The organism is Erwinia aeris, assembly GCF_041224955.1.
Lineage (GTDB): Bacteria > Pseudomonadota > Gammaproteobacteria > Enterobacterales > Enterobacteriaceae > Erwinia > Erwinia aeris.
Genome location: NZ_JBGFFX010000019.1, coordinates 11,239 through 31,892, shown reverse-complemented (window position 1 = coordinate 31,892; position 20,654 = coordinate 11,239). Strand labels below are relative to the sequence as shown.

Sequence of the window (20,654 nt, the reverse complement as noted above, 5' to 3'; positions counted from 1 at the left end):
TGCTCAGGCACGAACAGGAGGCGGGCAAGCGAGGGAGGCAGGGAGGAAGTGAGCGGCTGGTGCGGCCCGCAGCACCGCGAGGACACGGCAGCGAACGCCTTGCCGCCCGCGCGCGCGCTTCCAGGGTCTGAAATGGCAATAAACCGTACAGGGGAAACAGGCGGCGGGACCGGATGCCGGCGAAAATCAGCGGCCGTCGTCTGGCGGCACAGCCACGCCGTGCTTGGTGAGCAGGTCCGCAATGGCCTCATCGAGCAGGCGGCTTTTCGGAATGCGGCTTGTGCGGGCAAGCTCGTCAAACAGGGGCACAAGTTTGTTTTCAAGGGATGAAGTAAATCGCTTCCGGTTTTTCAAAAAGGGCTCAGCCATTGGTTTCCGTCCATAAATTATCAGACGGACAGTGTAGATAGCTGGCGCATAGATTAAAGTGGTTGCACATAGGCACTATGTAGTGCTATATAGTACATAGCAACCGCGAACGACCAACACCAGAGAAAACCCCAGCCGCCATCAAGAGCGGCTTTTTCTTTTCCCCCGCGGCAGGTCAGCGTGTTGCTGTGACACCTCAGCTGACCTACACTCTGAACAAATCACCCTTAATGATGTGACACATCATTTACTTTCAACAGGAGATGACCGGGTATGCGCCTGTCTTCCGTACAAAAAGACGTGCTGTTTGTCCTTTACGGGCTCACGCAGCGTGGCCAGATGAGTAATCCGCTGCCGGCGATGCAGCTGCTGACCATCCTCAATCAGGCCAGACTGCAGCCGGTTGCCGACACGAACTTCCGCCGCTCCTGTCATACGCTGGCAGGCCACGGGCTGCTGAAGCGCTATCGTTATCAGCAGTCGCTGAATCTGGGCTTTGATCTGACGCCGAAGGGGCTGGCACTGGCGGCAGACATCTACAACGCGCGCCTGGAAGAGGCTCAACCGTCCTGAGCCGGAACGGCGTCAGGGCGGTGACGGCTGCAGGGCCGTCCGGATCACTCAGTCTTTTTCCTCAAGCATTGCAACACGCTCTTCAAGGGCCATAAGCCGTTCTTCTGTTGTTGCCGGCGGCACGTCCGGCAGTTCCTCTTCGTGCCGTTCAATCCATGCAGTGATCGCTGCCACCATTTCAGTATTGGCTGACCTGTGGTGGCGTCCGGCCAGGGCGTACAGCTTTTCCTTCAGCTCTTCAGGCAGTCGCAGATTGACCTGCGGATGACGGTAGCGACGTTCACTCATAGTGGGGTTTTCCTCCGGTTATCTGCCTGCATTATCGCAGAAAAGCCGCCGGAATATCCTTCCATCGCGTGGTATAGGCGGGGGAGAGAAGGTCACGGCGCATGGCGTATGCCGGATCGATCCCCTCGCCGGCAAAGAACACGCGCGATCGCCCGTCACGGTTAATTTTATCCAGCGTCGCCATCAGGCTTTCACTGCCGCGACGGAGCGACGGCGGAGTGAAGAGGTCCAGCTGCGTTTCGCGGTCCTGCAGATCAGCCAGCATCACGCCCGCTTTAGCGTAACGCACGCCGTCACGCCAGATCCGCGCCAGCCCGGTCTGAGCCGCCTGAATAAGGTCGCGCGTATCCTGAGTGGGCAGCGTCAGCACCTCTGTTGCCTGGTTGCCGTAGGGCACCCCCTGCGTCTCATAAGCACTGCTGCGGATAAACACGGACACCACGCGCGCCCAGCGCTTCTCCTGGCGGAGCTTTTCACCGGCCCGCGTGGCATAGCGGGTGACGGCCTGCTGCATCTCTTCCAGCTGCGTGACGCGCCCGCCGAATGAACGTGACACAACCAGCTGCTGTTTGGCCCCGGCACCTTCCTCAAGGGCAAAACAGACTTCACCACGCAGTTCGCGGATGGTGCGCTCAAGCGTTACGCCGTACAGGCGGCGCGCCAGACGGATATCCATCTGCGCCAGCCCCAGTGCCGTCGTGATCCCCATCCCGGCCAGCCCCTTTTCGGTCCGGTGTCCGACGCCCCACACGTCACCGGCCCCCACCAGGCTCATGAGCTTTTTCAGCCTGTCCGGATCGCTCAGGGCGACGACGCCACGGGTCGCAGGCCAGGTCTTGGCGGCATGATTGCAGAGCTTGGCCAGCGTTTTATTGAGGGATACCCCAACGCCGCACGTCAGGGTGGTCTGACGCTGCACCTCGGTACGCAGCTGGCGCCCGAACGCTTCCGGCGACATGACCTGGCTCATGTGCGACGCATCGGCAAACAGTTCGTCAATCGAGTAAACGAAGGTCCGGGGCGCCAGACTTTCCACCACGGCCGCAAAACGCGCAGAAAAGGAGGCATAGAGGGTGTAATTGGAGCTGAAAACGGCCACGTTGTTCTTTTCCAGCAGTGGCCGGCAGCGGAAATAAGGTTCGCCCCGCTTCAGGCCCAGCGCTTTCGCCGCCCGGTTAATGGCGACGAGCGCCCCGTCGTTGTTGCTGAGGACGACAACGGGCCGCCCGCGCAGATCGGGCCTGAAGGCTTCCTCGCAGCTGCAGTACATGGAATTCACGTCAATCAGGGCCATCATGGGGCGTGGCTCATTACAGTGAACGTCACCACGCCCCAGATCTGCAGCGAATCCGGATCAAAACGGATGGGTGAAAAGGCGGGGTTCAGGGGCATCAGGCAGGGGTAGGGGCGCAGCTGCAGCTGCTTGACCGTGAACTCATTGTCGATACTCGCGATCACGATGCTGCCGTGACAGGGCTCTTCAGCACGATCGACAACAAGCACGTCGCCGTCATGGATTCGTGCATCGCGCATTGAATCCCCCGTGACCCGCAGGAAGAAGGTCGCAGAAGGCCGGCGCACGCAGTAATCATGGAGATTAAGCTCATTTTCTTCGTAGCCTGCTGCAGGGCTGGGAAAGCCGGCCGCAACGGGCTCGGCAAATATCGGCAGCAAAATACCTTCGTCAGAAGGCAGGGGAGTGATCCGCTCCAGCGCCATAATTGTCAACCTTTATATACTGTATTTTTAAACAGTATATGACTGAGATTCGGCTGCTGGCAATGCCGGCGCAGAAGGTTATGCCGGCAATAGCGCTAGCTGGTTGATTCAGGTAAGAATTACGGCAAGGCGCGCCAGCACGTCATCCATGATGGCGGCCGGCACACTTTCAAGACGCTTTCCGCCGCGGGCGCTCATGTCGATGGTGCGGGGCTGGTCACAGCGGATCACACCGGTTGTGCGCGTGCCGGCCCCTTCAAGCGGAACCGCAAAGCCTGCGGTGCGCGCAAATCTGCCGCCGCTGGTCACGGGAACCACAACCGGCAGGCGGGTTACGCGGTTGAACGCACCCGGCGTGACGATCAGCACCGGGCGGGTGCCCTGCTGCTCATGCCCGGCGGTCGGGTCGAGCGAAACGAGCCAGATTTCCCCTCTTTCCATGTCAGATTTCCTCCCTGCCGGCAGCCGGCGCGTTCAGCCAGGCATGATCCTCGTCGCTGAGTGCTGCTGTGGCATCACACTGCGCAAGCAGTTCAGCCAGCGAATACTGCGGGCGCCTGTGCGGCTCGACTATCAGGCGCCCGTTATCGATGATCAGGCCGACTTCATTATCAGAGCCCAGCGACAGCGCGTTAAGCAGTGCCGGCGGCACCGTCAGCATGACAGATCCGCCAACTTTTTTCAGACGAGTGGTGTGCATGGTTACCTCCTTAAAAGTTATATATAAATATAACATCGTACAGGGGGGAAAGCTATGCCGGATGCCTTAATATTATATAAATATATAACATCAGCCCAGCAGCAGACCCAGCGCTGTTGCCTCCATATGCAGCAGCACCGGCAGCAGCAGTCCGCCGCTGCGTATACGTGCCGCAGACGTGATGAATCCGACCAGAAACATCTCTGCGAGCGTACTGACGTTCTGATACTGCGTATGCACCGCAGCAAACAGCAGGGAGATCAGCACGGCACCCAGCCACCCGGTCCAGCGGTACTTCGACAGGAACATGTTCAGCATGATGCCGCGAAACAGGGTTTCCTCATTCAGCGGCGCCAGGATAAAAATCGTCAGCGTGGTGCTCAGAACGCCGGCGGCGGTTTTCCCGGTGTAAAAGTCCGACACGAACGCTTCCGCGGGCTGTCCGGCGGCTTTGCCCCAGAGATATTCCGCGATATAGACAGCGGCCATCGCGATAACGAGCCACGGTGCACCCACGTTGCGCAGCTGCCCCTTAACCGGCAGCGGAGCCACCCAGCGACGGTAAAGGAAAAACACGCACAGGAGATAAATCAGAACGGCACCGTGGCTGACAAACATAGAGTGCTGTCCTGCACCGTACAGCATGACCGCCTGCCCCATAACAAACAGTGCGCCGTAAATGATCGCGAAGGGAGAGAGCCAGGCGATCATGTAGCAAAATAAGTTTTTATGTGGATAGTGCATTGTTACCTCTGTCTGAATGAAAACTGTTTAGACTTGACTTTGAGACTTTATACCCTGTTAATTTAAATGATTATTGAATCTAATACCGGTCATTTTAACAGGAGAATGAGAAATGAAGTTAAGCAGAAAACTGGCTTTTGTTATCGCTGTTTCAGCCGTCAGCAGCAGCGCTTTAGCTGAAACCACAGTGGCCCCTGCATCCGATAGTCTTCTGAGACTGCAATATGCTCAGCAGGTACAGACGAATCAGCTTCTGCAGACGCTGATTGCGCAAAATCCGTCTTCAGCCGTTACCCTGACTGAAGCCCAGAAAAAAACCGCCTGTGTGTATGAAAACAAATACTACAGCGGCGGTGCGCTTCTGGTGGTTGGCACCTCCACAATCCGCTGCGGCCGTGACGGCGACTATCCCGCCTGGAAAGATCTGAATGACGGTAAAATTCTATCGTCTGAAAGCAAATGATATTTACAACGAAAAGCCGCTGACTTTATCAAACGAATTAATTTAAAAAAATCTCCTTTTGATGGTATATTTTTTACGCGAAAATTAAATCATTAGGAGATTGCTATGGTTGACGTCCCGCCCTCAATCCCGCTGCCTACCTGTATGATAGAAGCAGCTGACCTCTATCACATTCCACTCCGCGGATTCCTTGCCTTATGGCTCACGGAAGGCGGTAAACCCGGAATGAAAAATAAAAACAAAAATGGCACCTATGACTATGGCGCTTTTCAGGTCAATACCATCTGGGCCGACAAACTGCTTGCTGATTTCGGCGTTAAAGCCGAACAGCTGCAAAATGACTTCTGCGCGTCGGCCTACGCCAGCGCCTACATCCTCAAGTACAACATCATTCTCGAACGTGGCGATTTCTGGCAGGGTGTCGGCCGTTATCACTCGAATACGCCAGCGCGCAAAGCCTGGTATATCGGCCAGGTCTATCAAAATTCACTGAGGTTCTGATGCAAAATCAGCAGCAAAACAAAGGGGGCGGGGATGACGGCCTGATGATCGCCGGCGGCGTGCTTATCATGCTCACGGTCCTGTGGCTGGGCTTCCGCGATTATGTGGTGTACGGCGTTTGCTACCTGCTTTACTGGCTCTACACCGTCCTGCCCGATGTCATCACGCCCGGTAATGCCGGCGAACGGCGCGCAATGCTCCAGTCTGCCGCACACTACAATCATCAGGTATCACTGTGGGATTTTATCGGCGTGGTAAATGAGACGGCCAGCGTCCTTTTCCCCCTGTTCATTTTGATAATTGGCCTGTTTGTCTGGCTTATCTCGCGCAACCCGTACTACCGCCTCACCCGCAAACTGACCATCCGTAATCTGCCCTGGGTCATGGTGAAGAACTATCCCGGCATCGCACACATCCTTGCCCGGTTTGGTCATTTCGATCAGCTGCTGCTGAACGAAGATCCGGAAGAGGCACGCAGTGCGCGTTCGCCGATGGAATTCGCGGAGCAGCACGACCTGATTGATACAGCACACCGCAGACTGCGCAAAAAAGCCGCTCACAAAGTGTTTCTGGCTCAGGTGAATCTTGTGCCGGACGGTGCCGCGCTGTCACTGGCGCCGTGGGAAAAGGCGCTGGCCGCCTCATTCGTTCACCTGCGCTTTATGGGTGACCGACCGACGGCCAAAGCCATACTGGACGACCTTAACCGCTCATGCCTGCGCACCAAAGACGGCTTCCCGGATTACAGCCTGGCGGATAAGTTCTGGAGCACAGCGAGCGCGTGCGAGGATTTCCGCACCTTTGCCGCCGGACGCCGCAGCTCACGCACGCTGCTTCACGCCCTGTTTGACGATGACCTGCAGCTGCCCTCCGCGCACTTTCGCTGGCTCAAGGGCGTTGATCGCACGCTGTGGTACGCGCTTTCCAGCGTTGGCCGCGGCAAATACTTCATAGAGGGCGCCGGCGTCATTGCCTGGAGCCAGTGCGAGACGTATCGCCGGACACTTTCAGAGGACCGTGCTGCGCTGTTCCCGGCTACCGTGCGTGCGGCCGTGCTCGGCCTTGAGCTGGACCTCATACATTTCCGCCTTGTTGACCGCCGCGAACCGGCGATCCCCGCGGCTGAACTCCCGGAAGATGTTATTCCCCCGTTTGCTTTTGAATCTGAAGAAGACACTGACGGGCCCACCGGCGTGCCGCCAGCGCACGCTGCTGAGCCCGACCGCCCGCGCCTGACCGACGATGAATCAGAGCCGGCCAGACCGTCATCTGCCCCCCGAATCGATCACCTGGAACTTTAAGCGAGGAACCATGAAACTGACCGTAAAAACCGACCGGAATACGCTGTATCTCTCTTCTGACGGAAGCTACCAGGAACATGCGCTGCACACTTTTCCCCTGTCAGCCTGCCACTTTGGCCTTGAGCAGGATCTTTCCAGTGGCCACACGCTGACGCACCGCGGACTTAACGGCGAAGCAGCACAGCTGTTCCGCTTTGAGAATGAATACCAGGCCATTGAAGCTCTTACCGGCATTCGTAAAAAGCTCCGTCTGCAGCGAGGTCTGAACAGCGCACGCCGTCTGGCCACCTTTGTTTTCTGGCCGGTTACCGCACTGGCGTTCATCGTGTCCGTGAATGGCGCGCTCATGAACATGAACAGAACCGCTCAGCTGCCGGCAGACATGTATATCCCGGTTCCCGGCCAGCAGGCAGCCCCGCAGCAGGCTCCCGCATCCCCGCAGCCACAGGCTCAGAAACAGCCTGAAGCCCCTAAAAATCTGGCCGGCAACGACATTCTTGCGCTGAAGGATGCCGTCACGGATGGCCGCTTTACCGTCTCCCTTTCCGCCGGACACAAACACACGCTTTACGTGTTCTCGGACCCCATGTGCCCGCACTGCCGCGACCTGGAGCCCCGCCTGCAGGAGCTGAGCAAACGCTATAACGTGGAAATCTTCCCGGTGTCGGCGTTTGGCGGGTTACGCTCCGTTGTGCGTACCTCGATGGTCCTCGATACGGCTAAAAAAGACAGGGTTAAGCGCTGGCAGGATGTTATCAGCATGGGCATGACCACGATGGACCCGAAATTTGACGATCCGAAAGCGGTACCCGAGACAACCGGCGCCCGCCTGTCGGAAGCAAACGACATGGCCTATAACAAGTTCGGCTTCATCGGCACGCCGTCAATCGTTGCCGACACAGGGGATGTGCTGCCTGTGGCCGTGGTATTAGACGACGCGCAGCTGCAGCAGGCGCTTGGTGAATAACCCGGAGACGTCATGCAACAGGAATCTGTAGACAGTAAAAAGGTCGTCCGCGGCGCCGGCTCATTTATGGACTGGTTTCTTACTCCTAACGTTCAGTTTGGCCTGCTGGCCATTCTGACGGTGCTGGGCCTGCTTATCCCCTTCACCATGCTGCTGAGCATTCTGTTCCTGCCACCACTCATGGTGACGTTTTCAGACCGTAAATTCCGGCCGCCGCTGCGGATGCCTAAAGACTCTGAGATGTTTGATGACACCCTGACGACAGAATCGCAGGAAGAATTCCGTCTGGGGCCGGTACGCCTGCCGTACAAGGTCAGGAACCGCAACAAAGCGAAGGGGATTTTTTATGTCGGCTACGAACGTGGCCGGCTTTTCGGCCGCGAGCTGTGGCTCAATATGACCGACCTCCTGCGCCACATGATGTTTTTTGGTACCACGGGCTCGGGTAAAACAGAAACCTTCTACGGCTTTGTCGTTAACTTTCTGCTGTGGTGCCGGGGCTACTGCCTGTCTGACGGTAAGGCCGATAACAAGCTGGCGTTCGCCACCTGGTCGCTCGCCCGCCGGTTTGGTCGCGAGGATGATTACTACGTCCTGAACCTGCTTACCGGCAGCATCGATCGGTTCGTGAACCTGGTGAAGCAGGAAACGCAGCCCGCGCAGTCAAACTCCGTAAACCTCTTCAGCGTGGCGCCGCCCACGTTCATCATCCAGCTGATGGAGTCCATGCTGCCGCAGGTCGGCGGTGATTCCGCACAGTGGCAGGACACGGCCAAAGCCATGATGAACGCCCTGATCAACGCGCTGTGCTACAAGCGCGCGCGCGGCGAGCTGCTGTTATCGCAGCGCACGATCCAGAAAAACATGTCGCTGCCGGCAATGGCGGCGCTGTACGTTGAAGCGAAGAAGAACGGCTGGCACAGTGAAGGTTATGCGGCACTGGAAACCTACCTGGAAAACTTGCCAGGCTTCCAGCTGGTTAATGCGGAATATCCGGATACCTGGGAAGCCCGTGCCTTTGAACAGCATAACTACATGAGCCGTCAGTTCCTGAAAACGCTGTCGCTGTTTAATGAAACCTATGGCCACGTCTTCCCGGAAGACAGCGGCGATATCCGTATGGACGATATTTTCCATAACGACCGCATCCTGATCGTCATGATCCCGTCACTTGAACTGTCACGCGGCGAAGCATCAACGCTTGGCCGCCTGTACGTGACGCTGCAGCGTATGACGATCAGTAAAGACCTTGGTTACCAGCTTGAAGGTAAACAGGAGAAAGTGATGCTGACTCATGCGCTGAAGAACACGGCACCTTATGGCATGATTTATGACGAGCTGGGCCAGTATTTTACCAGCGGTATGGATACGCTGGCCGCACAGAAACGCTCACTGGAGAAAATGGGGGTTTATTCTTCGCAGGACCATCCTTCACTGGCACGCGGTGCGAACGGTGAAGTGGACTCACTCATTGCCAACACGCGCGTAAAGTATTTTGAGTCGATTGAGGACCGCAAAACCTTCGAAATCCTGCGCGAAGCCGTGGGCCAGGACTATTACTCAGAGCTGTCCGGGCAGGAAGCTGAGCAGGGCACGTTCTCTAAAAGCATCCGGGAAGGCGATAAATACCAGATCCGCGAAAAGGATCGCGTCAACATCCGCGAGCTGCGCAAGCAGACCGAAGGACAGGGCGTGATTTCGTTTCAGGACGCCCTGGTACGAAGCGCCGCGTTTTACATCCCCGATGATGAAAAGTTCTCCAGTGCGCTGCCCATGCGCATCAACCGGTTCGTGGAGGTTCTGCCTCCCTCGCCGGCAACGCTCTTCAGCATCTATCCGGAACGTCGCGATGACGAGCTGGCAGAAAGCAATCCGGATGAAATGCAGTTCCCGCCGGTTAAGCTGTTTGGTTACGACAAATCGGCCAACAGCCTGCTGGAACAGATCGAGGTATTTTACGAGCTGCAGTACGGTGCCATCGAGCCGGAAATAATGTCGGTGTGCCTGTTTGAGCTGTTTGCTGACTGGCTTGAGGACAAAGACACCGATGACGTGCTCTACCATCAGCAGGAAGACTTTTTCCCGATGATCGAGATGTAACCCTGAGCTGCCTGACTCCTGACGCACCAGTCAGCGTTGCATTAAAGGTCAGGCTGGCATACTGTGAAGGGGTCAATAGTGGTTTACCCCACTCCGGCCTGAGCGCCAGAACAAAAAAACCCGATCTCACCAGTCGGGTTTTTTTATGCCCGTAATGCCGTCACTGAAAACACACTACGCCAGACGCCCTCAAACGCTTCCTGCGGCGTTTTCACTTCTTCTGTCACACCTGTAGCTTATTCCGGTTTTAAACGATTCCGGTGCCATCGGTGTAGGCTCCGGCCGTAAATCAACACTCCTTTCCCTGTAAATTTTAAATCTTTCAGTCTGCACGTTGCTGATTGCCTGAAAGGCACAGCAGTGACCAGCAGACGAAATTTCCGTGCTAAGCCTCCTGCAGCGACGTCCGGGCATCATTATCCCCCTGCTACTGCGAGCGGGCGGTGTGACGCTTGCGGCGCACCGGGCGCGTGTGCAGTAGCGTTGTTGGACGGGTTGCGTTGCGCAGCCCGGACGACTTACGGGGATGTACTTAGTTACATCATCCTCAACTGTTTTTTTCTGCCGTGCCAATGGCACGGCGGGGAAAAACACGGCGAGGGCAAAAAATTAACCGGCGTCGAAATCAGCTATGGTGCCCTGCCCGGCGTTTATGCCGGGAGCTACCTTTAAGGGAGCCTGCGACCGTTGCTGTCCGTCGTGCCGCGTGAGCGGCGCTGAAAGGACAGACATTCCCCGTTATTCACAGAAAATCCCGCCTGAATAAACAATTAATTCTTTTATGAATTAGATCTTTTTAAAGAAGTTAAGAGTATTTTGCGGCTTGCTGATTTGATGATTGCCTGTATCTGCGTTTTCTCCTTTGCGGATAACTGTGGAAAGGATGCCGGCATGGCCATCTTATCCACCGGTCGTTAAAATCCGTGCAAAATGGCCGCTGGCCAGAAGGAAAATGTGTGCGTTTTTTCGACGGGTGCGGCCGGATGGCCAGCACGAAAACCGCCGGCGGCGGTTGGAAATTTACAGGGGGAGGAAATCAGTGGTAGTCGGGCGGTCCGGCTTCCCTTTCCAGTCCTAAATCGAGCTGGTAAAGGTGGCTGTATACCCGCTGCGCGAACTCACGGGGCGACAGCGCGTGCAGTTCGTCTCTGGGCAGCGTCCGCATCAGGTGATCGGACATGGCATATACGCGGTCATCAAAGGGCTGCTCGGCCAGTTTCTTCAGCTTTTTATCGCGCTTGCCCTTCAGAGCGGCTTCACGCCGGCGCACCAGGGTGGCATGCCGCATTCTCTCATACCAGCGTTTGCGGGCGGTTCTGACGGAGATTTCTTCGGCGTGGCCATCCTCGTCGCGGGTGATCCAGCCTTCTGCCTCTGCCATCACATACTCCGCCTGTTCGGCATAGAGCTTATCGAGATCGACGCCGATCATTTCCCAGAGGCGCGCGGTCAGCACAACGTGCTTGGGGAACCACTTGCGGTTGAAAGGGTCCCATGTCACGCCTTCAGGCAGTGCCAGGAGGCCGAATTCCATCATGTGCTGCAGCAGCCGGCACACGCGCGTTACGGTCACTTTATTAACGACGTTGCCTTTGTCGTCCTTGTCGCTGAGCTGCCAGGCCATTTTACTGAGGTTGATGGTATCGATATGAGTCGCTTTATCCACGGTGCTGACCATCAGCGGCACGATCGCATCAAGCAGGTTTTCCCGTTCCGGCCGGAAGTCGCGCTGGCGCCCGACTTCCTCACGCAGCTGCACAAAGTATGGATGGCGGGAAATGCGTATGCGCAGGCTCAGTTCGCCGGTTTTGCGATCGCGCCTGACCAGGCGGTTGTAACCGTGGCCAATCTCGCCGGGCAGCTTTTTAAAGTTATCCGGACGGAACCAGCGGGGATTCGGGCACTGGCAGGCCGTTGAATGTGTTCCCCGGCGCCGGCGTGTCTTGCGCGCAGGTGCAGAACCGTCGCGTAAAGTCAGCGATTCCTGGGGATCAGGAGAGGTGTGATTTTTAAGCCAGTTAATGAAAGACGGTGTAAGTCCTTCAAATGACTCAATATCTGAGAATTCTACGGAGTGTTTGTTTTTCTGATTCACCAGCCCCTGCACATATTGGCCGGGCTGTATTGCAATAGAGTACCCATTTGCTATAATCCTTTCTGCCAGCAGGCAGTTTCGACCCCCTGATTCATCTCCCCGACCGGCCAAAGTTAGAGAGGGTGATTCAGGGGGTTTTTACTTTGTGGCTCCAGCCACTTCCCCAAGCGGTACATCTCCGGGCCGCTCTTCCCGTACTCAATTCTGTAATAACCCCGTAAGGTTATGTAAACGGCGCTTAACATATCATGTGATTTTTCACAGATCAATGCGCGCTGTTCAGTGCTTACATAGTAATTTCACTCGCCGGAATCGTCAAATTTAATTCCGTCGTGATAGCTCTTTATAAGGAATTCAAGGACTTCGGCTTGAGTCAGCTTCTTGATTTTTGTGATCTCAACCAGCATTTTTTTTGCATCCTTTGTCAGATAAAGGTTTAGCTGGTCATGAGTTTCCCGGATACGGTTACGATAATCTCTCTGCGTCTCCTGGTTACTCTTGAGTTCCTGCCGATCAGCTACTCTGCTCACTTGCCCTCCTACATCACACAACTATAACTATCTGAGTATACATAAAAAACCCGCCAGTTAGGCGGGTTAGACTCAATAGTTACTGCTGATTAGCCATCCAGCTTCAAGAAACTTAGCCTTAGAGTTCTTGTAGCTTTCCCCTCTGTTTTTGTGAGTCCTGCAGATAATTTCCAAGTCCCTATAGGCTTTATCTACGTTAATGGCAGTGATTCTCAAGGTCGGAATGTGGGTATTACGCACGTTGATTATTAGCTCACGCTCTACTGACTCAAAAGACTCTACAGCCTCCGCTTCTAAGAACAATCTTTCCCTCTTGATGCTTGAAGTTGCATAAAGCGAAGCAATTCCTATCACGCCGGTGCTGAAGTCTAAGCCAATGTACGTTAAGCGTGCTAAATCATAATGTTCGCAGTCATTGTGTGGTTCAAAAAAACCCCGAATTTTCAGTGATTTGGTAATCTTATATAGCTTACGACTTCTAAAGTCCTTCTTTAGAAACCATATAAAAACCACATCTATCAAAAATATTCCTACAGTGCCAAACCAGTGATCCTGGATTGAACCGTCCCTAACCGTCCAATAAACACTGCCTAAAAAGACAAAGACGCTTATGAACAAAAAAACGAACACAAAAATCATCCATAACCGAGATATGTAGTAACCAAGCCCTTTGGGCTTAGCTACATTGTTGATAGTTTTGATATCAGCGTTTAGTTGTGCATTCATGTTTAAGCTCCTTTAATGCCGTCCTTGCTCTTGTCTACATTTTCCGGGTTGAACTGTTTAGGGTTGCTACGGTTCATGTTTTTGGCTCCACGGCCAAATGCAGCAAAGATATCGTGGACATGGTTCTGCATATCACCCAACACAGAATCATTCATTTTTTGTCCAATCCAGTTGATAACATAATTAGGCATACGTGCCGGCAATGCGAATACGCGGGCAACCATGCCTGTACACAATCTCGCATAGAACATTAAGAAACCAATTGATGACAGCAGCCCAGTAAATGAATCTGATTGGACTTGTTCCATTGCGAATTTGAACATCATGTTCAATGCCGTTCCCAACGCAACTATAGCTAATGAGGCAAAGATAAACCCCATGACCATCAACATGGGTCGAATCATTACATCGATCAGAAAAACATAACCGTAAGTACTTCTCTCGTCGTTACTCTGACCTATGTTGATGTGAGTTGCCGCCCAAAGTGAGGACGCCAAGACTCCTGTCATTAGCGTCACCAACCAGTCTGCCATTGCTACAAACCAATAAATCATAGGTATGAATGGTAACCAAATTGATAACGCTAAACCTATGCCAAAAAGGCTGTAGAACAGCGGATATACCAAGAAGGAAACTGACGACAACACGCCTGCTATTGCATCACGAATCCCTGTCAATTTGTTCACAACGCTGGCGGCAAAGCCCGTTAAACTTTTCCCTTCCGATACTTTTATAGCTACGTTGATAGCGGTCCAGCTTGCTAAGCCAGTTTCTGCTATGCCTAAGGTATAGTCCCCTATCGCTTTCATCTTTAACAATGGATTCGTAACGTCGCTATAGCCATCACCCGTGCCGTAGTTATTAGTAGCGAGCCAGTTTGTAACGTTGAAATCAAAAATCTTTGTTATGAGGGACATCCCGTCGCCAGTTGTTGCCGCATTCTCAAGACTTTTTTGGTCAATGTTTTTCGCTAAAGCATTCGATTCTGTACCGAGTGGCGGGGTGTAAGTACTATTTTTCAACTGTGAATGATATGCTTGAAAAAGTCCCCTGAAGTAATCGATTGACCCTATATCACCATCATTACTCATTCCTGATACAACTGGCTTAAGATTTGCCACATCTTTCATTTCAGTGTTTGCAGTAGCAAGCGTGTGATAGTAAACACCAAGATATAACCAGCCTTTTTCTTTTATATCTGACTGCATTTGCTGGATTATCTGATCATCGCCAGATGCTGAATCGGCTGCCTGCTGGACCTTTAACTGATAATCCCGAGCTGCGAGTTGTATCGCGCTTTCAACATCGGGTAACTCACCGTCACCAGATCGCATTTTTGACATGTAAGATGCATTAAACTGCTCTGCAGCAGTCTTCATCTTGCCCCACAAGGTGTCAGTGGCTTGCTGTTGTGCTGTATAAACCGAGTCGGCATAACCACTTGAAAGTATAGAGGTCCATCCTGTGGGTCTTTGTGGCAACATGACCGTCCCGCATACTGCAGAACCATTATCAACTGAAATTGAATATGTGCTATTACCGGTTTTGTATTGCATTAAAGCATCATTTTCATAATGCTGGCCTGATGCCTCCATTTGGGCAATACCCTGGTTAACACCAAGAGCACAAAGATTAGTTTCAAACATGCCCTTTGCTATCGATGCCATTTCAGGCATAACTGGCGCAATATATACGGCTTTGCCACTGGCTAACTCAGAAGCCGTTTTGTCGGCGATTACATTCGCAGAACCGACACCGATGATCGAACCACACCACAAGAAAAGCAGCTGGGCTACTGACCATCCAACCACTGTCGGCACAAGCATGAGCCAACCGAATGTTGTCTTAACGATTTTAAAAGCGTTGTTACTATCACCCTCAACCACGCTTCCTAACTGACCAGCCTGATGAAATTTTTTGATCGTGATTATCCCCATGTACACAAGGGCGAGAATCGCAATCACTTCATTAACAGTGAAGAAAACATTGTTTAATAGTCCGTCGCCAGATGGGCTGAACGGATTATTCACTACCTCTCCAAAAACGGTGTGCAACATCTGTCGTGAAAGATCGCCAGAACGTTTAGCTGCCTCAGTTATACCGTCAATACCCAAATCAGCAGAGTATGAAGGAGTTGTCGTCACTAAAAGCGAAAGGAGTAATTTCTTTAACTTACTCATTTTTCACCCCGTTCTTGCCCAGCTTGAGAGAAGTAGAATGTACTGCGAATTCCATTGTCATTTAGAAAGAATCGGAAAGTCCCACATTCTGACTCCGAATGTGCCCTGTTCCGAAGTTGCCAACCAACGAATTCGCAGCTTAAAGCCTTGATGAAAGTGAACATGCCAGCTGCAAATAGCACACCAACGGTCAAGGTTGCTTTCAAAAAAGTCACATTCGGAGCTCCGTTTGCAATCAACCGAGCATAGCCGGAGGTAAGAAAAATAAGCATTAGAGCTAAGACAAAAAAGCATGTTAGCCAGTATTTTTTTTGCCGGGTCACCGTTAATAACAGTTCATTTATGGTTTTATTGCCGCGCTTTAAAACATCATCAAATGGCTGATTGGCCTGTGAGTCAACCGGCGGCCCTTCAAGGTTTTTTATTTGGTTCTTAACAAATGAAGCCCGCTGAGATAGCAGGCCGAATGTTTGTTTGACGGACGCAATGATAAAATAAATATCACTGACACCGGTCAGGTAGTATATCGTTCGCTTCGCCCTCCCCTGCGGAAGGTCGTTAACACCAGTGATTGCATCAACACTCTTTTTCAGTTTGCCTGGCTGATGCTTATCTTTTTCCCCTGTAATTTTTTCATCCGTCATTTTTTCGATACCCCCGCGTTCACACTATCCAACTGAGTTGCCAGCATGGGTTTGTATGTCTGGTATGCGTCGTTAGCCAGCAGCTGACCAATCAATACATTCTGCTTTTCGAGCTGCTGTTTGGTTTTAAGAACAAGCCAGTTATTCAGATTGGCGATGTTGATTTGCTCGCGCATCAGGTCTTCGGTGTTTTTGTTTGTGAGCGTCGCCTGATAGGCAGGATTACTGTAACGCCGGCCAACTTCAAATTCTTCGAACTCTCTGGCTGACATGCGGTTCAGGCGCTTAGCCTCCGTGCTGGCTGTTGCCTGGAAGTACGACTCAACTTCAGGCACTTTACGTGCGTCAGCCAGTGCTGAATCCGTTGCTGGATTTGGCTTAGAATTGGCGATCATTTCCATCTGTGGCTGTGCTGCTGCGTCTGTCAGAGCCTGGTACTGCTGAATCATGCCAAGATAGATACGTCCGCTGGGGCCTTTTACCTCTCCACGGCTCAGCTGCTTGCCGGCGCTGCGCAGCGCCGTATTTTTCATATAGCGCAGTGCCGCATCAGCCTGGTCATCTGAAAAAGTAAGATCAGGCGCTTTACCTTCTTTACCGGCGCCGTAAAGAACTGAACTCAGGGAAGTATCACCGCGGGGCATGTCTGAAACGGCCGGGCAGAAGGAGGTGCCCCCGAAGGCCGCATAGTCAGAGCTGTCACAGTACTGGCTGTGAACGTCAGCAGACGTCGAGGCATCAACATCTACCGCGCGCGCCGGCACCTCAAAGATTGCCTTTACATCCTTAGCTGAACTGGCGCTGCCCAGCGTTCTCTGGCCACCGGCTGCAGCTGACGAAACAGAGGATGCTCCACCACCCAGGGCCTGAGAGCAAATATCGTCAGGCACCCGGTATTTGTCCTGTGCCTGCAGCAGGCGATCGTTACGCTTCTGCTCTACCTCAAACTGCCGGTTAGTTTCCGCTACCTGCTGCATAAGTGCGGCCTGACGATCACCCTGCTGGCTGATGGCCGTACCGATGTTGACGAGGGTAGCCTGGATGTTACCCAGCAGACCGTTTGCCGTGCTCAGAGCTGGCACTACCTGAGTTGAAATTGGAATGCTGCTGTTAACGTTAACTGTAAAGGCATACGCAGTCTGAACGCTGATAGCGAGAATTGAAATGGCCAGTATCGGCCTTTTTGTTTTTCCGAAGTATTTCATTAAATCCCCCTTCTCACTTCAGAAATGAGTTGCTTACCGAGTTTTGTAGCCATTGTCTGAGATTCTTCTTCAGACTCGCTATCTCCGCCCTGATTCATAACCATTTCGTCAATGATACTTGATGCACTTCCCATTGGGAATTTGTTTGCAAGAACCTCTCTTGCTTTTTTAGTTCCCAATTCCTCATACAGCGTCGTTCTGAGTGATCTGTCTTTTGCAGACGAGTTAAGTGCCCAGAGCATTTTAGGACCTAATGTGTTTTTCAGAATGTGGCAAATGAGGCCGCGTTTCGTTTTAAAAATACCGAGGAATGCAGTGCCGCTTCCATCCGGGTAAACACCCTGCGGCAGCTGCCTGAACCGGCGAAGAATTTCCGGCGGCACTGTGATTTCAAGTTTCTTAAGGTGCTCTTCGTCGCCTTCACTCAGACGCATCATGAAAAGGCTGTTCATCGTTTTCAGTACGCTCGTCGGCATATGGCTCAGGAACTGCGACGAGAAGGCGGTACGCACGTTAAATTTACGATCTTCAAGGTCCGCCGTGTTCAGCGCATTCTGCACGAACTCAATGCCATCGAAGTTATGACACTCGTCGTAGAACGTATGCTTAACTTCCTCCGACAACTCACTGATGCGGGCACGATGGTAAGCCCTGTACTGCTCCGGCAATGCCGGCAGGAAAGTGTCAGCCGACTGCGGAAGATAATAGTTTCTGACAGCCATCTGACGCGCAAACAGATACATAATGCCGGATTTAAGCCGGCCGGCAGGCGTCGTTCTGTCGCCCAGCACGTTTTGCATGTCCAGAATCGCAATGCGCGTTTCCGGGCTGAAATCATAAACCGTGATGCCGGAGAAAATAGAATAGTCTGCAGCTGCAGCTTTGAAGCAGCGTGAGATGAAAGCCACAACCGTTTCTCTGCCATCAACCGTCACATCTTTATACTGAGTGGCGAACGTTGTGTCAGTCACTAATGCAATGAAGTCGTGGATGGTTGGCACCGCGTAACGCTGCGCAACGGTTGCTGCGTGGAATCTTTTTCTGGCAAACAGCTTATCGACGACTTCCCACCAGGACGCTTTTTCAAACCACTCTTCGCCCAGCTCCTGTTCAAGGCCTGTTTCCCTTAAAGCCTCATTCACCACAGGATCGTTTCGTTTGAATGGTTTCGCATGAGTATGTGCCAGCGATTTATAAACGCTGTTTACAAGCCGGGAAATAATCTGGTCAACGGCCATTGCATTAGGTGGCTGACCCGTGGCCGGATCTATGCAGAATGCGTTAAGCATCTGCTTTAAGAAAACAGCTTCAAACTGTGTCAGAAAACGGGAACCCAGCTGAGTATCACAGATATTAATACAGTGGTGCTCATCGTTGTTAAGCGTAATGCTGGCAACAAGATGGCGCTTATCTGCCGGCAGTTCGTCATAGATAAGGTCTGCAATACCTTTCGCACTGAAACCTTTATCGATGATGGTCAGATAGGGAAGTTTTTTGTCAGCCCTGAACAGGGCGCTGAGATTAAGACGGTTGGCCAGAACACTCTTACCTGAACCAGGTACGCCGGTGATCACGTCCGTGAACTTCTCCTGCAGTGGGCTGGCAATCTGATAGGGGAACAGCTTGCCGTCGAGCGTGATGAAGTTGATGTTACCGCTTCCGTGCCACGGACTCGCCGGACGCTCAAACGGAAGCATTCTCAGACCTTCACTCAGCGGTGGATAATGGAGTGCTCCGGGTGTTGCCGTAGTCAGGCCTGGCACTGAAGCAATCAGCGCGCTGGCAGGGTTGCCATAAGTCCTGGAAACACCACAGACTCCCCAGCCCTCAATTGATTTTGTCAGCGAGGCGAGGTTACGTTTGGCTTCATCTCTGGTATCCCCCCAGGTGGCAAAGTTGATGGCCATGATGGCTGCCGGATCGGTTTCACTCTGGGCCTGAACATAGTCCATATCCCGCGCAATATTACCGAGTGAAGGAAGGAATCTCAGGAAGGACATGATGAACGATGGCCAGAAAAGCGCCTTTTTACCACCGCCCATAAAATCGTACTTAACCCGGTACGGAATCTTGCGGTTAATGGCGTTGAACAACTGCTTAAATTTAACAGGGTGAAGAGGCGGCAATTCAAGTGAGATTGATCCGTAATACTTACCGTCACAGTAAATAAGCCCCCCGTCTTCTTCCAGCTCACCCTCCATCAGTTGAATGTTCAGACGCGGCGGGAGCAGACAATCAATATTGTCCTTTCTGCCCGAGCCATAGGCCCTGAGATTACGGTCGAAGGGTGTTCGCGGGTACCAGTTTTCTGAGGTGGAATTTCGGAACATCAGCTGACGCATCATGGCGCCGGCCTTTTTCACGTCCAGGACGTCTACCAGAAGCCCCATGCCGGTTTCATCATCACCCTGCAGCATACTGACAAGACGCCACAGCATCGCATCGTGAGTGATTTTAAGGCCTTCCAGCTGAAATTCGACCGGGTTCTGACTGAAGCGTGTACGCGGGATATCTTTCAGCGCAGCAGCAGCTTTTGCCTGCTCGTTTTTCATTTCGTCTTTTGAGATAAGCCCTTTAGCCGTGTAAAGCACGATATAGGCACGTTCACGGCTGTAATGCGCAGCGATCTTCCTGGCGTCATCGGCTATCAAATCCTTGATATCAAGCTGCAGGCGCTCTGCTGCTGAAATCTGGGACTTGTAGACGTTATTGAGCTCTTCCTGATTCTTGGTAAAGTCACGCTCAAAGACAACGGACAGCTTATGGCCGCTTTCAATGAATGAGTTTGAAAGCGAGCTCGACAGGTGAGAGATGAAGTTATTAAAAGACCGCTCGTCAAAGGCTGACTTGGAGCCCTGGACTTCAATGACTGACAGAAAATCATTATTTTTAGTGATCAGGATATACGGTGAATGAATTTCCGGATGTTCCAGCCGGTCCTGTGAGGTCAGGCCGTGAACCGTGGTCAGATCACAGTATTTCAGCGAGTCGTTAGAAGTAAGGTGACGTGATACACCTTCAATCATATCCTCAATCAGTGAAATCATTTTAAACCCCTCATACCCTTGTAAATTTTGTTCCAGTCACCGACATCTGGCAGGCTGTCCGCATCGGTCACAGAACGCATAAATTCTTCGTCGAAATTCATAGGGATCAGCTGATGATGGCGTTTTATCAGATGCAGCAGATCGTACCCGTCGTCGCTTTCAGTTTCGTTGAGCACAACATCAGACGTGCTGAGCAGAATCTTTTTCATCTGCTGAGCTTTTTCCCGGTACTCTTCGTTTCCGGACATTTCGGCATTAGCGATCGCCCTGAAAAGCAGGCTGTAGAGCTTTCTGTTTGTTTTCCGTTTCAGAAGCAGACCGGTTTGGGTTTCCAGCTTCATTTTGTCCGGATGCTCAACTGACAGGCACACAGAGCAAAGCGTTCTCTCTTTCTGCCCTTTCTCCGTCAGCAAGAAAACGTCTTTGCTCTTTATTCCGCATCCATTGCACCGGGTCGGTAATTCACATTTTGTGAGGCTGAAGTCTTTCATTGAGGGTACTC

General features: G+C 52.6%; 22 protein-coding genes. 6 read left to right on the top strand and 16 right to left on the bottom strand.

The window, feature by feature from the left end; translation table 11 throughout:
* Positions 1-186: 186 nt before the first annotated feature.
* Complete coding sequence (locus tag AB6T85_RS22415) at positions 187-369, bottom strand: ribbon-helix-helix domain-containing protein (protein ID WP_369896781.1); 183 nt, start codon at positions 367-369, stop codon at positions 187-189.
* 273 nt (positions 370-642) lie between these two features.
* Between AB6T85_RS22415 and AB6T85_RS22410 the strand changes: the two genes are divergently transcribed.
* Positions 643-942: a chromosome segregation protein ParM gene (locus AB6T85_RS22410; RefSeq protein ID WP_369896779.1), complete on the top strand. Its 300-nt coding sequence runs from the start codon at positions 643-645 to the stop codon at positions 940-942.
* A gap of 48 nt (positions 943-990) precedes the next feature.
* On the opposite strand, the gene AB6T85_RS22405 is transcribed toward AB6T85_RS22410, so the two are convergent.
* From AB6T85_RS22405 to AB6T85_RS22380, 6 genes are all read right to left on the bottom strand, one after another.
* Positions 991-1,230, bottom strand: a complete 240-nt coding sequence (locus AB6T85_RS22405) for an Arc family DNA-binding protein (protein ID WP_369896778.1) — start codon at positions 1,228-1,230, stop codon at positions 991-993.
* Between the two features lie 31 nt (positions 1,231-1,261).
* Positions 1,262-2,527, bottom strand: a complete 1,266-nt coding sequence (gene umuC, locus AB6T85_RS22400) for a translesion error-prone DNA polymerase V subunit UmuC (protein ID WP_369896776.1) — start codon at positions 2,525-2,527, stop codon at positions 1,262-1,264.
* Positions 2,524-2,949 (bottom strand): LexA family protein, encoded by a 426-nt coding sequence (locus tag AB6T85_RS22395; protein ID WP_369896774.1) that lies wholly within the window; start codon positions 2,947-2,949, stop codon positions 2,524-2,526. The genes umuC and AB6T85_RS22395 overlap by 4 nt, the downstream gene beginning before the upstream one ends.
* 108 nt (positions 2,950-3,057) lie before the next feature.
* A complete protein-coding gene (locus tag AB6T85_RS22390; RefSeq protein ID WP_369896772.1) occupies positions 3,058-3,390 on the bottom strand; it encodes a type II toxin-antitoxin system PemK/MazF family toxin in 333 nt (110 codons plus the stop codon).
* A gap of 1 nt (position 3,391) precedes the next feature.
* A complete protein-coding gene (locus AB6T85_RS22385; protein ID WP_369896770.1) occupies positions 3,392-3,649 on the bottom strand; it encodes an AbrB/MazE/SpoVT family DNA-binding domain-containing protein in 258 nt (85 codons plus the stop codon).
* A 90-nt stretch (positions 3,650-3,739) separates the two neighbouring features.
* Complete coding sequence (locus AB6T85_RS22380) at positions 3,740-4,393, bottom strand: CPBP family intramembrane glutamic endopeptidase (RefSeq protein WP_369896769.1); 654 nt, start codon at positions 4,391-4,393, stop codon at positions 3,740-3,742.
* Positions 4,394-4,505: 112 nt separating this feature from the next.
* Between AB6T85_RS22380 and AB6T85_RS22375 the strand changes: the two genes are divergently transcribed.
* The 5 genes from AB6T85_RS22375 (at position 4,506) to AB6T85_RS22355 (ending at position 9,725) form a co-directional block, all read left to right on the top strand.
* Entirely contained in the window at positions 4,506-4,856 is a 351-nt protein-coding gene (locus AB6T85_RS22375; RefSeq protein ID WP_369896767.1) for a DUF1496 domain-containing protein, read from the top strand.
* Positions 4,857-4,961: 105 nt separating this feature from the next.
* On the top strand, positions 4,962-5,357 hold the full coding sequence (locus AB6T85_RS22370) for a lytic transglycosylase domain-containing protein (protein WP_369896765.1): 396 nt from the start codon (positions 4,962-4,964) through the stop codon (positions 5,355-5,357).
* A complete protein-coding gene (locus AB6T85_RS22365) occupies positions 5,357-6,658 on the top strand; it encodes a secretion/conjugation apparatus DotM-related subunit (RefSeq protein ID WP_369896763.1) in 1,302 nt (433 codons plus the stop codon). Before AB6T85_RS22370 ends, AB6T85_RS22365 begins: the two co-directional genes overlap by 1 nt.
* Positions 6,600-7,625 carry a DsbC family protein gene (locus AB6T85_RS22360; RefSeq protein ID WP_369896762.1) on the top strand — a complete coding sequence of 342 codons (1,026 nt, stop codon included), beginning with the start codon at positions 6,600-6,602 and terminating at the stop codon, positions 7,623-7,625. The genes AB6T85_RS22365 and AB6T85_RS22360 overlap by 59 nt, the downstream gene beginning before the upstream one ends.
* 12 nt (positions 7,626-7,637) lie before the next feature.
* Positions 7,638-9,725: a conjugal transfer protein TrbC gene (locus AB6T85_RS22355; protein WP_369896760.1), complete on the top strand. Its 2,088-nt coding sequence runs from the start codon at positions 7,638-7,640 to the stop codon at positions 9,723-9,725.
* A 1,036-nt stretch (positions 9,726-10,761) separates the two neighbouring features.
* Here the strand turns inward: AB6T85_RS22355 and repA are convergent.
* The 9 genes from repA to AB6T85_RS22310 form a co-directional block, all read right to left on the bottom strand.
* The gene (gene repA, locus AB6T85_RS22350; RefSeq protein WP_369896758.1) at positions 10,762-11,820 is read right to left on the bottom strand and encodes a plasmid replication initiator RepA; all 1,059 of its coding nucleotides are present in this window, start codon (positions 11,818-11,820) and stop codon (positions 10,762-10,764) included.
* On the bottom strand, positions 11,817-11,867 hold the full coding sequence (gene repB, locus AB6T85_RS22345) for an IncL/M-type plasmid replication leader peptide RepB (protein WP_369896887.1): 51 nt from the start codon (positions 11,865-11,867) through the stop codon (positions 11,817-11,819). Before repB ends, repA begins: the two co-directional genes overlap by 4 nt.
* Before the next feature lie 252 nt (positions 11,868-12,119).
* Positions 12,120-12,350, bottom strand: a complete 231-nt coding sequence (repC, locus tag AB6T85_RS22340; protein ID WP_369896757.1) for an IncL/M type plasmid replication protein RepC — start codon at positions 12,348-12,350, stop codon at positions 12,120-12,122.
* A 72-nt stretch (positions 12,351-12,422) separates the two neighbouring features.
* Positions 12,423-13,076 (bottom strand): ExcA, encoded by a 654-nt coding sequence (locus AB6T85_RS22335; RefSeq protein ID WP_369896756.1) that lies wholly within the window; start codon positions 13,074-13,076, stop codon positions 12,423-12,425.
* Positions 13,077-13,078: 2 nt separating this feature from the next.
* A complete protein-coding gene (locus AB6T85_RS22330) occupies positions 13,079-15,256 on the bottom strand; it encodes a DotA/TraY family protein (RefSeq protein ID WP_369896754.1) in 2,178 nt (725 codons plus the stop codon).
* Positions 15,253-15,900: a TraX-like protein gene (locus tag AB6T85_RS22325; protein WP_369896752.1), complete on the bottom strand. Its 648-nt coding sequence runs from the start codon at positions 15,898-15,900 to the stop codon at positions 15,253-15,255. The genes AB6T85_RS22330 and AB6T85_RS22325 overlap by 4 nt, the downstream gene beginning before the upstream one ends.
* Positions 15,897-17,105 (bottom strand): conjugal transfer protein TraW, encoded by a 1,209-nt coding sequence (gene traW, locus AB6T85_RS22320; RefSeq protein WP_369896751.1) that lies wholly within the window; start codon positions 17,103-17,105, stop codon positions 15,897-15,899. The genes AB6T85_RS22325 and traW overlap by 4 nt, the downstream gene beginning before the upstream one ends.
* On the bottom strand, positions 17,105-20,152 hold the full coding sequence (locus tag AB6T85_RS22315; protein ID WP_369896749.1) for a putative type IV secretion/conjugal transfer ATPase: 3,048 nt from the start codon (positions 20,150-20,152) through the stop codon (positions 17,105-17,107). Before AB6T85_RS22315 ends, traW begins: the two co-directional genes overlap by 1 nt.
* Positions 20,149-20,643 carry a hypothetical protein gene (locus tag AB6T85_RS22310; protein ID WP_369896748.1) on the bottom strand — a complete coding sequence of 165 codons (495 nt, stop codon included), beginning with the start codon at positions 20,641-20,643 and terminating at the stop codon, positions 20,149-20,151. The genes AB6T85_RS22315 and AB6T85_RS22310 overlap by 4 nt, the downstream gene beginning before the upstream one ends.
* Positions 20,644-20,654 lie beyond the last annotated feature (11 nt).